The 11,276-nt window shown below is 60.0% G+C and carries 10 protein-coding genes; 9 read left to right on the forward strand and 1 reads right to left on the reverse strand.

What is annotated here, in order from left to right:
* Positions 1-50: 50 nt before the first annotated feature.
* The 6 genes from AB7C87_RS16355 (at position 51) to AB7C87_RS16380 (ending at position 5,733) form a co-directional block, all read left to right on the forward strand.
* Positions 51-215, forward strand: coding sequence for an HVO_A0556 family zinc finger protein (locus AB7C87_RS16355; protein ID WP_369730561.1), 165 nt, complete (start codon positions 51-53; stop codon positions 213-215).
* Positions 212-1,099, forward strand: coding sequence for a Rossmann-fold NAD(P)-binding domain-containing protein (locus AB7C87_RS16360; RefSeq protein WP_369730562.1), 888 nt, complete (start codon positions 212-214; stop codon positions 1,097-1,099). The genes AB7C87_RS16355 and AB7C87_RS16360 overlap by 4 nt, the downstream gene beginning before the upstream one ends.
* Positions 1,100-2,371 carry a glycosyltransferase gene (locus tag AB7C87_RS16365; RefSeq protein ID WP_369730563.1) on the forward strand — a complete coding sequence of 424 codons (1,272 nt, stop codon included), beginning with the start codon at positions 1,100-1,102 and terminating at the stop codon, positions 2,369-2,371. It abuts the gene before it with no gap.
* Positions 2,372-2,469: 98 nt separating this feature from the next.
* Positions 2,470-3,402, forward strand: a complete 933-nt coding sequence (locus tag AB7C87_RS16370) for an NAD-dependent epimerase/dehydratase family protein (protein ID WP_369730564.1) — start codon at positions 2,470-2,472, stop codon at positions 3,400-3,402.
* A gap of 33 nt (positions 3,403-3,435) precedes the next feature.
* A complete protein-coding gene (locus AB7C87_RS16375) occupies positions 3,436-4,398 on the forward strand; it encodes a nucleotidyltransferase family protein (RefSeq protein WP_369730565.1) in 963 nt (320 codons plus the stop codon).
* Between the two features lie 63 nt (positions 4,399-4,461).
* Positions 4,462-5,733, forward strand: coding sequence for a glycosyltransferase (locus tag AB7C87_RS16380; protein ID WP_369730566.1), 1,272 nt, complete (start codon positions 4,462-4,464; stop codon positions 5,731-5,733).
* A gap of 165 nt (positions 5,734-5,898) precedes the next feature.
* Here AB7C87_RS16380 and AB7C87_RS16385 read toward each other — a convergent pair whose 3' ends face one another.
* Complete coding sequence (locus tag AB7C87_RS16385) at positions 5,899-9,855, reverse strand: DNA polymerase domain-containing protein (RefSeq protein WP_369730567.1); 3,957 nt, start codon at positions 9,853-9,855, stop codon at positions 5,899-5,901.
* 143 nt (positions 9,856-9,998) lie between these two features.
* On the opposite strand from AB7C87_RS16385, the gene AB7C87_RS16390 reads away from it, so the two are divergent.
* From AB7C87_RS16390 to AB7C87_RS16400, 3 genes are all read left to right on the forward strand, one after another.
* Positions 9,999-10,184: a DUF7331 family protein gene (locus tag AB7C87_RS16390; protein ID WP_369730568.1), complete on the forward strand. Its 186-nt coding sequence runs from the start codon at positions 9,999-10,001 to the stop codon at positions 10,182-10,184.
* Between the two features lie 94 nt (positions 10,185-10,278).
* A complete protein-coding gene (locus tag AB7C87_RS16395; protein WP_369730569.1) occupies positions 10,279-10,800 on the forward strand; it encodes a DUF7322 domain-containing protein in 522 nt (173 codons plus the stop codon).
* Positions 10,797-11,267 carry a DUF7346 family protein gene (locus tag AB7C87_RS16400; RefSeq protein ID WP_369730570.1) on the forward strand — a complete coding sequence of 157 codons (471 nt, stop codon included), beginning with the start codon at positions 10,797-10,799 and terminating at the stop codon, positions 11,265-11,267. Before AB7C87_RS16395 ends, AB7C87_RS16400 begins: the two co-directional genes overlap by 4 nt.
* Positions 11,268-11,276: the final 9 nt, after the last annotated feature.

Consider the following 11,276-nt stretch of genomic DNA (forward strand, 5'->3'; position numbering starts at 1 on the left):
ATATTACACGAGTATTAGGCCTCGAGATGGCTAATTCGTGAGTGATACAGATGACACAAACACAGCAACTGATCGACGCTGACGTGACGGGGTCGCTCGAGGGACAGGACTGTCAGTTCTGTGCCGAGGGATCGGTTCGGAAGGGGACGTACAAGGAAAACGACGCGGCTGTCTGTGACAGCTGTGGGCTCCCGGTCGCACAGGTGTGGTCATGATCCTTGCGAGTTCACTCCGAATCGAGGTCGTCGGTGCTGGAACCGTCGGCGGAGCAACGGGCCGTGCACTCGACGACTGGGGCCACGACGTCGTCTTCAAGGACATTGACGAGGAGATCCTTGAAGAACTCGAAGACGAAGGCCGGAAGACGGCGCGTCCGGACGAAGAGATCGACACCGACCTAACACTCATCGCGGTGCCGACGCCGTACGACGAGGAGGACGACGAGATGAAGACGGCGGTCGTCGAGACCGCGTTCGAGACGGTCTCCGAACAGGATCCGTCCGTCGTCGCGGTTCGGAGTACGGTGCCGCCGGGAACGACCGAACGGCTCGCTTCCGAACACGACATCTCCGACTACGCGATGGTACCGGAGTTTCTGTTCGCCGACAGTGCACGACAGGACCTAGAGGAGATGGAATCGATCGTGATCGGAACGCGAAGTGACCTCGCTCGCGAGACGATCAAGTGTGCGTTCGGTCCACAGGTCTCGACGTTCATCGAACTCACACCGACGGGCGCCGAGTTTCTCAAGTTCGGAAGCAACATCTTCGGTGCGACGAAGATCTCGTTTGCGAACGAGATGTGGCGGCTCGTCCACGAACTTCGTGACGAACGCGTCGTCTCTTCGGACGTCGATCCGGACCAGATTCTTAGCGGTCTCCGCCAGATCACCCCCTGGACCGGAGCCGACATGGCCTTCGAGGGCGGGTGGCCATACGGCGGACACTGCCTCCCGAAGGACACTCGGGGCCTGCGCGCCTGGGCGGAAAACAACCACGGAGTCGCGGTCCCACAGCTGAGCGGAACGATCGAGGAAAACGAACTCCTCGAGACGTACGAGAAGAGTACCGAGGAGCCGGAACCGGTTCTAGCCGAGTAGATGGCGCTCAGTCCGCTCGCGTATCTACCGCTCGCGCTCGTTGGCATCTGGCGCTGGAGTGTGTGGGTCGCCAAAGTGATCGTCGCGCGTCAGTACGAGCCGTTCGACGACGAGATACCGGACGTCTCGGTCTCCGTCGTCGTCCCGGTGTACCGGGCGGACCCGGACGATTTCATGGAGACGGTCAGAACGTGGCTCGAGAGCGATCCTCACGAGATCATCGCGGTGATCGACGAAGGCGACGAGGAGATCATCCGACGATACTACGCGCTCGCGGAAGACCACGGTACCCTGACGTGCATCGTCACGCCGAAAAACGGAAAACGGCCCGCACTTCGTGATGGCGTCAAACGAGCGAGCGGCGATCTGATCGCGCTGGTCGACGACGACGTGAAGTGGCGCGAGGACACGATGGCTGAGTTTTGTAAGCCGTTTGCAGACCCCGACGTGGGGGCGGTCAGCCCGAAGCAGGTCGTCCAGGATCAGTCGACGCTTCCCCAGAAGCTCTACGAGGTCCAGATGCGGCTGCAGTTCGCGATCGACTACCCCGCGCTGTCGTGGGCGTCGCGCTCGCTGTCGTGCGTCTCCGGGCGCACCGCTGTCTATCGCCAGGAGGCGCTCGAGCCGGTCATCGACGGTCTCGTGTGTGAGACGTTCTTCGGGAAGGAGGTCATCTCCGGGGACGACAAGTTCCTGACGCGTGCCGTCCAGGCCGACGGCTGGGATGCGGTCTACCAGTCGACGAGCGTCATCGATATCGGCGCGGCGCCTGGGTTACGGACGTTTCTCAGCCAGACGGTCCGGTGGACGCGAAACACGATTCGCTCGGACCTCATGGCGATGTACGAGGGATGGGTGTTTCGCCGGAAGGGACTGGCCTACTACAATTTCGATCGGTTCGTCGCGACGTTCGCGATCATCATCGCACCGCTTTACTTTTCGGTTTCCGTCGCCGCAGGCGTCTACGCCGCGGCCCTCGTGATCTTTTGCTGGTGGATGCTCTCGCGGACTGTGAAGATGTATCCCTACATCACGATGTACTGGCGCGGATTCAGTCTCGTCCCGCTGTACACGTTTGGCTCGTTCGCGATGGCGCCGGTGTACCTGTACGCGCTGTTCAGCGCGAACACGCAGGGCTGGCTCACGCGCGGCGACGACAGTCGGTTCGGGTTCGACCAGCTTCGACGACGTCTCGTCACGTCACTGTCCGTGGGACTCGTCTTCGTGACGCTCGCGGCGTACGTGTTTCTGTTGCTCACGTTCAGGTACTAATGAGACACTATAATAATTTATAACGCCTATATCTAGTATAATTAGTATTTTTACTCTAGATTAAATTTAATACTCTAAAATTCAAATATAAGGCGGCTATGGAGAACAAGCGCGTACTCGTCACAGGCGGTGCCGGCTTCATCGGTTCGAACCTGGCAAATCACCTCGCTCGTCGGAACGACGTCGTCGTCGTCGACGACGAGTCCCTCGGAACGACGGACAACATCAGTGAATCCGTCGAGTTTCACTCCCGGTGTGTGACCGAAGACGGTCTCCCGACCGACGTCGACGTCGTCTTTCACCTGGCGGCGCTGTCCTCGTACGCGATGCACGAGGACGAACCCGTCAGGGGTACGAAAGTGAATGTCGAAGGATTCGTCAACACGGTCGAACAGGCCAGAAACGACGGCTGTGAAACGGTCGTCTACGCTTCGACGTCGTCGATCTACGGCAGTCAGACGGAGCCATCACCGGAGAGTATGCCCGTCTCCGTCAACACCGGCTACGAGGCATCGAAACTCGCCCGCGAACGGTACGGAGAGTACTTCGCCAACCACTACGACATGAACGTCGCCGGGATGCGGTTTTTCTCCGTTTACCAGGGGTACAACGGCGCCGAAGAACACAAAGGCGAGTACGCGAACGTCGTCGCCCAGTTCGCAGACGACATCGCCAACGGCGACTCGCCCGTCCTCTACGGTGACGGAACGCAGACCCGTGATTTCACTCACGTCGACGACATCGTTCGCGGTCTCGAGGCGGCCGCAGACCACCAACTGACCGGTGTATACAACCTCGGAACCGGTGAGGCGTACAGTTTCAACGAACTCGTCGAGATGATCAACGATCGTCTCGGCACCGATGCGACGCCCGAGTACGTCGAGAATCCGATTCCGACCGACGTCTACGTTCACGACACCTGTGCGGACGCAGAGCGAATTTTCGAGGAGACCGGCTGGGAACCCCAGATCGAGTTCGAAGACGGCCTCGACCGCGTCTGCGAGTCGTATCCGTCGGCGATTGCCCGGTAACTGCGCGGCGTAATTTACAACTGAGGAAAACCAATGGACGCAATCGTACTCGCGGGCGGATACGCCACGCGACTCTGGCCCGTCACGTACCACCGCCCGAAGATGTTCCTCCCCGTCGGCGAATCGACCGTCATCGACGACGTCCTGGCCCAGCTCGAGGCAGACGAGCGGATCGACGACGTTTACGTCTCGACGAACGAACGGTTCGCCGAGTCGTTCACCTCTCACCTCGAGTCCCAGGAGTACCGGAAGGCGACGGTGTCGATCGAACGGACGACCGAAGAGGACGAGAAGTTCGGCGTCGTCGGCGCGCTCGCCCAACTCGTCGATCGCGAGTCGCTGTCGAAGGATACGCTGATCATCGCCGGTGACAACCTCATCAGCTTCGAGGTGAGCGAGTTTGTCGACTTCTTTACCGATCGACGGGTGCCGACGATCGCCGCTTACGACGTCGGGACGAGAGACCGTGCGACCGCTTACGGCGTCGTCGAACTCGACGACGATCGTCGGGTTCGTTCCTTCGAGGAGAAACCCGACGATCCACCGAGTTCGCTGGTTTCGGTCGCCTGTTACGGCTTTCGAGCGGACGATCTCGAGCTCCTCGAGACGTACCTCTCCGGCCAGAACAACCCCGACGAACCCGGATGGTTCGTCCAGTGGCTCGTCGACCGCGGCCGCGTCGACGCGTTCACCTTCGACGGAGTCTGGTTCGACATCGGCACGCCGGAGAGCTATCTCGACGCGATTGCCTGGAAACTCGACGGAAACCAGCAGGTCCACCCCGATGCGGTCGTCGAAAACACTTCCATCGGACCGAACGTCCACATCATGGCGGACGCACGCGTCGAAGACTCGTTCGTTCGAGACTGTATCATCTTCCCGGAGACGTCGATCACCGACTGCGAACTCGAGCGAACGATCGTCGATACGAACGCACAGGTCGACGGCAAGTCACTGTCGAGTACGATGATCGGTCCACGGACGGTCCTCGACTAACCGAACAGCGTCGTTCGAGAACGGTCACGTGGTCCGTAAACCGCTCACATCTCTGCACAATCGATGGAACTGAATCCGATAACGTTTCTCCCGCTCGCGCTCGTTGGCATCTGGCGGTGGAGTGTCTGGGCCGGCAAGGCCCTCGTGGCACAGCGATACAACCCGTACGACGGCGAGGTCCCGGACCTGACAGTTTCCGTCGTCGTCCCGGTGTACCGGGCGGACCCGGACGATTTCATGGAGACGGTCAGAACGTGGCTCGAGAGCGATCCTCACGAGATCATCGCGGTGATCGACGAAGGCGACGAGGAGATTATCGAACGATACGGTGCGCTCGAGGCGGAGTACGACAACGTACTGGGATTCGTGACGTCAAAACCCGGAAAGCGACCGGCGCTTCAGGATGGCGTCCACTGGGCGAGTGGCGATCTGATCGCGCTGGTCGACGACGACGTGAAGTGGCGCGAGGACACGATGGCTGAGTTTTGTAAGCCGTTTGCAGACCCCGACGTCGGGGCGGTCAGCCCGAAGCAGGTCGTCCAGGATCAGTCGACGCTTCCACAGAAGCTCTACGAGGTCCAGATGCGACTGCAGTTCGCGATCGATTACCCCGCGCTGTCGAAGGTCTCACGGTCGCTGTCGTGCGTCTCCGGGCGCACCGCTGTCTATCGTCGAGAAGCGCTGGCACCGGCTATCGAGGAACTGACCGAGGAGACGTTCTTCGGGAAGGAGGTCATCTCCGGAGATGACAAGTTCTTGACACGTGCCGTCCAGGCCAACGGCTGGGATGCGGTCTACCAGTCGACGAGCGTCATCGATATCGGCGCGGCGCCCGGATTACGCACGTTTCTGAGTCAGACGGTCCGGTGGACGCGAAACACGATTCGCTCGGATCTCAAAGCGATGTACGAGGGATGGGTGTTCCGCCGGAAGGGACTGGCCTACTACAATTTCGATCGGTTCGTCGCGACGTTCGCGATCATCATCGCACCGCTTTACTTTTCGGTATCGCTCGCGGCCGGACTGTACGTGGCGGCCCTCGTGATCTTTTGCTGGTGGATGCTCTCGCGGACCGTGAAGATGTATCCCTACATCACGATGTACTGGCGCGGATTCAGTCTCGTCCCGCTGTACACGTTCGGTTCGTTCGCGATGGCGCCGGTGTACCTGTACGCGCTGTTCAGCGCGAACACGCAGGGCTGGCTCACGCGCGGCGACGACAGTCGGTTCGGGTTCGACGGGCTTCGCCGTCGGCTCATCACGTCGCTGTCACTGGCACTCGTCTTCGCGACCCTCGCCGGGTACGTTCTCTTGCTTCTTACGGTCCGGTACTGATACGGACTGCTGTCAGTCATTGACGGTGCAACCGCGGGTCGTCCTGTAGGCACACCGGTAAATCGTTACAACAGACCGTATGAGCGTCCAGTTTCGCTTTCTCCGGTCCGCGAACGGAGCAGGTTCGCCCTCGGAACACAATCGGAGTTCGGCCGTTCGATTGGACTACATGAAGCTGTCGAGGCCGGTCTGTTCCTGGCCCGATTTGACCTCCTCCCAGGAGACGCCGAGTGCCTCGAGAATGCGCTCGATCGGACCCTTGAGCGTCTTCTCGAGCATCGTCTCGTAATCCACCTCGAATTCCTCGGGGATCTGATCGTCGTACTCGAAACAGATCACGTCGGGATCGCGTTTGAACGCGCCATAGAGGAGGTCGCGCTGTGGGTCGAATCCCTCTTCGGCCTCCATCCGGCGGAAGAACGCGGGATCGATCCGGTCGAGGTAGAGGCGCTTCGGTTTGCTCCCTCGCTGGAAGTTGGTTCCCAACAGGAGGTTCGCGTACTTCGCGCCACGAACCTGGGCCGTGTCGGTGTCGTAGTTGTCGAGACGTTTGCCGATCCCGCCCGGGATGGCGATTTCCTCGAGGCTCACGTCGCCGGCGAGGACGTCCTGGATAACGCCGTTGACGTACTCCTTTGCCCCTTCGACGTCGCCGTCCTTGACGACCATCTCGATGACCTTGTGCTGGACTTCCTTGGTGATCGGAGCGATGTCCGAACGCTGGTACTCGAAGCCGACGATATCGATCGTGTCGACGTTCTTTCCCTCCTTCCAGGTGATGTGGCCGGCGTAGCGCTTTTTCTTGCCCGCTTGGAAGAACCGCCGGTAGAGCTTCTCGAACTCGATCTGGAAGCGATGGAACTCGGCGTTGAGTTCCTCGGTCGCGAAGTCGTCGTAGCGTCCGTTGATGTACTCCTCGATTTCGAACGATTGCTCGAGGGCATCGTCTTTGGAAACGCCGGATCCCAGCTCGAGCATGACGCTGTCGGTATCGCCGTAGGCGACGGTGTAGTCCAGTTCGTTCGCGGCCGTTTCGGTGAACTCGATTACGTCGCGACCAGTTGCGGTGATCGCGGAGGCCGCCTCCTTGTCGTAGAGGCGGAACTGTTCCCATCCAGAGACGCCGTACAGCGATTGACCGACGAATTGGAACTTTCCGTTCCGGCCTGCAAGCAGCGTGTGATTGTCCTCGACAGTAACGCAGTACACGCCGTTTTCAGCCGTACTTTGAGACGAACTTCGGTGCATCCGAAGCGTATTCTTCGAATCTTCAGTCACGTAGATTCGCCATGAACCGCTATCTCGGTTGTAGTTGGCCGTCAGACCGAGATGTGCACAGAGTCGGAGAACGTCGTCTCGAAGCCGCTCGCTCGAGGTCGTGTATCGCCAGGAGTTCGTCTGTCGATCACCGTCACCGTCGATAAGCACCTCGAGAAAACGACGCTTCTGCCGGCGACTACACTCGAAGACGAACTCGGGGATTCGTTTCTCGAAGCTGTCCTCGCCACAGTACGACGTAAGGAGATTCCCGAGTAGTTTCGACGTGACCGTATAGGAACGATTGTCAACGTAGTAGTCGAATCCCAATTCATCGAGCAGTTCACCGATCGTGGCGTGATGGTCGACGCCACCGTCAGCGATTGGCAGTTTATCTTGCGCCAGTTTCACCGTCGTTGCAGAGCCGCGGAACTTCTCGCCGAACTGCTTATCTTCGGAGGTGTAGACGTTCCCCTCGGTCACGAACCACGCGAGCAGGTCGAGGAAATCGTCTCCGTCGTACGTTCGAGGGATCCATTTCCGGCCGGATTCGCGGTGAATGAAGCTCGTTTCACAGACATCCTCGATATACGCCCGGTGTTCCTCGAACTCTTCGGCGGTGAAGACGTATCCTACCGTTCCGACATCGGCCTTGGGCACGCGACGCGGCGTCCAACCTAACTCTGCGGTGAACGTATGTCCGTGAACGGACGGTCGAACCCAGACCTCGAACTCACCGTCGATCAGTTTTGTGAGGTCAATTTCCTTGACTTGCTCACCATCCGGTCCCTCCCAGTCGTGAGGGAGCTCATAGTTCGTCGCTCGGTCGAGGTTTCCGGCCTCGACGAAACTGTACTCGTCTTCCGTGATCCCGTTCGTCTCGTTCTTGCGGACGAGCATCCGGTGGTTCGGCGTCACACGGAAGTCGATCTTGCTCGTCTCGATGTCGATCAAATCTCCCTCGTAGTCGGGATAGTCGTGCGTTTCGACGACAGGTTTGACCTCCAGTTCCTCCGTTTCGGGATCGAGCGAGTACACCTCGTCGCCGACCTCGAGAGCAGTGATTTCACGAACGCCGTCAGGAGTCATCACCTCCGTATCCGGCGTGAAGCAGTTCATGATAACCTTTACCGCGCCCTGCTGGCGGTCGTACTGCTCGTACTCGAGTGAGCCGGGTTCGTGCTCGTTTCGTAGTGCCTTTTTCTCCTCGCGTTCGGCGAGCAGTTCCTCGATCATCTGGCGGTTCACGCCGTCGGGTTCTTTCTGGAAGTGGGTTCCCGTCGGCGCTTCGTAGGTCTCGCCGTCGTACGCCTCGGGATCGACTTTCGTCTCCGGCGAGGCGTTGATCGTCACCATACACATCGGGTACAGCGACTTCAAGTCCAACACGGTGACGTTCTCCTTGACGCCCGTAATCGGTTCGAAGACTGCCCCACCCTCGTACTCCTCGCCTGCCTCTTGCTGGCCTTTCGAGGGCAGCGCGAACTGGCCGTAGGCCTGGTGGAGGACGTACATGTCGACCGCGTCGCCCGGCGTCGGCGCGTCCTCGAGTTTACAGCCGACGAACGAACGCACCTCGTCCCAAAACGGGATGATCGACTGCTGACGGTCGAGTTCGACGCAGAGTTCGACGTCTCGCAGGTTGTACTCGAGCAGTTGCGTCGGGTCGTCCTCCCAGAGATCGCCGATGTCGCCGGTGTAGCGCTCCTTTCCGACGCCGAGTTCGCTCTCGCCGACGGCGTCGAGGCGGTAGGAATCGAGTTCGGAGAACACCATTCGCTGGTAGCCATACAGCAGGTCGAAGACGACTCGACCTTTGATGTCGGGGCCGCCCCAGTTGCTCCGCCAGACCTCGTCGACCCGGGAGAGGCGATCGATCTCCAGATTGTAGTCGTGATGCGGACCTTGCAGTTCCTCGAGTCGGTCGAGGAAGTACGGCGCGTCGAAATCCTCAAAATTCCAGCCCGTTAGGACGTCTCCGTCGGTTTCTCGGACATAGTCGACGAACGCCTCGAGCATGGCTTCTTCCGCGTCGAAGGCCCGAACCTCGTGGTCGATGTCGCCCTCGATCGGATCGTAGTCGGTGATCTCGTCGGGAATGTCGCCGTTGCCCTCGTCGGCCGCACAGACCCACATAACGTACTCGTCTCGGTAGGAGTCGTGGCTCGTGAGACAGACGATCGGTTCCTCGCCGTCCTCGGGGAATCCGTGGCGATCCTCGACCTCGATGTCGAACGTCAGGACGCGCGGGTCGGCGGCGACGTCCGCGGGTTCGACTTCCTCGTGAGGGACGACGATCGAATCGTCGTCCGCACGGCGCTCGGGTACGCGAATGCCGCTACGGACGTCTTTGTCGATTAAGAATCGGTTTGGAAAGAGGATGTCCGCCTCGTAGTGTTCGAAGTCGTCGCGGATCTGGCCGACGTCTCGGGGCGTCTGACCGAAGATCTTCGTGAGTTTCTCCCCACGGATACTCTCGTAGGCCTCGCCGTTCTCGTCTTCCTCTTCGCTTCCCGTAATCCGGTCGTACTCCTCTTCCGGCGGGCGCTCGAGCGTACTCGTCGGCGCGTAAAAGTACGGCTCGAAGCCGACGACCTGTACGTGCTCGAGTTCCCCGTCGGGAGTTCGGCCGAAGACGTGCATGATCGGCCGCTCCTCGTCACCGTAGCCGGCGATCGTGTAGTCGACCTGCATCACGGCAATCTCGAGCGTTCCCTCGGATTTCGGGAGGGTTTCGGCGACGACGTCGATCACGTCGGCGGCGTTCGATCCACCGTTTCCCGCGACGGCGACTGCCTCCTCGTCCGGCCGATCGTCGGACTCCGCGGCAAACTCCGTGAGTCCGGTCTGGCCCGCCTCAGTCATGATATTCGACTTTGCAACCCCCGGATAAAAACCCCTGCAATCCGACCGGAGTCGGTCGCGTTTCGCGTCTCCGACTGTCGTCCGAACGTGATATTGCGGAGGCAAAAAGACATATAATATGGTAACACATAGCATAGAGTCAGGTGTCAGATGTGTCTTCCCTGAACGACGACGACGTGATGGATCGGAGCGAGCGACGAACCGTCCCCGAAGGGACCGCGACGATCGAGTCCTACGAGACCGAGAAGGGCGTCGTCTTCTACGACGCCGAGAACCCGCTGGCCTGGGTCGAGACCTCCCAGACGCTCACACTCGAGGAACTCGCCTGACGTGGTCTGAAATTCGCCGACTATCCGAACGGTATCGACAACCACATCAGGTGAAACGCGAATCCTTTTCCTCTTGGTTGCCCTCCGTTCGAACGTGATCGACGAGCGGTCCAAGAACGAACCCGACGAGTACGACCCGGAGGCCGAGTTTCGAGACCCGAACAGTGACTCGCTTACGATCCCACGCGTCGAGACCGAAGACGCCGGATCGACGCTCACCGAGGATCTGAAGGCGGATTTCGGCATCGGATCGGGGAACCCACACGAGCCGACGGTCGATACCTCCGACGTGCCGGCGGAACTCAAGCGGACGTTCTGGGCGATCGTTCTCGTCGTCAACGCGGCGGTCTTCGCCGTCTCACTCGGCATCATCTTTCTGATCTTTCACGGAATTTCGAACCACGCGATCGCGTTGTTGGTCGGTGGCGTTCTCCTGTTCGGGATGGCCCACCGTCGCTACAAGAACTATCGTGCCTCACAGGACGACTCAGATTCCGCCGTCGACCGGGACGAACCGAAGGCCGACGACGAAGATGAATCGGATCTGTCACGCTCCGAAACGACTTCAAGGGACGTCTCCGAAAGGGAGATACCGGACGAAACCGACCGATCATGAAAACCGTCCAGGACGATACCGGCAAACGGTACCTGTTGCTCAAACGATCCGAACACGCGAGTCTCGTCCGTGATCCACGAAACGGAAACGAGTGTTACGTCCAGAACGACCGCCTCGAGTCGGTCGACGAGGCTGGCGCGCTCGAAACCGCAGCACGAACCGTCTCCGAACCCGTCCGGACGTTTCTTTCGACCGTCCACGACGAGGAGACGCTTGGCTTGCTCCTCGAACTCGACGATCGCGGCCCGCTCCGAGTGAGAACGTTGCTCGACAGCTACGACCTCTGTGAGAGTGACCTCCACGGTCGACTCACGGTGTTGACGTCCGCCGATCTACTCGAAGAAGTCGAGGTCGGCGGCGAGCGCGGCTACCGTCTCACGGAACGGTGTGAGACCGCCCTCGAGTCGATTCTGACGTCGGAGAACGACCACGGCCAACGAGAGACGCGCGTCGAAGGCGAACTGTAACGCCCGCGG

Source organism: Natrarchaeobius versutus (assembly GCF_041205745.1).
Lineage (GTDB): Archaea > Halobacteriota > Halobacteria > Halobacteriales > Natrialbaceae > Natrarchaeobius > Natrarchaeobius versutus.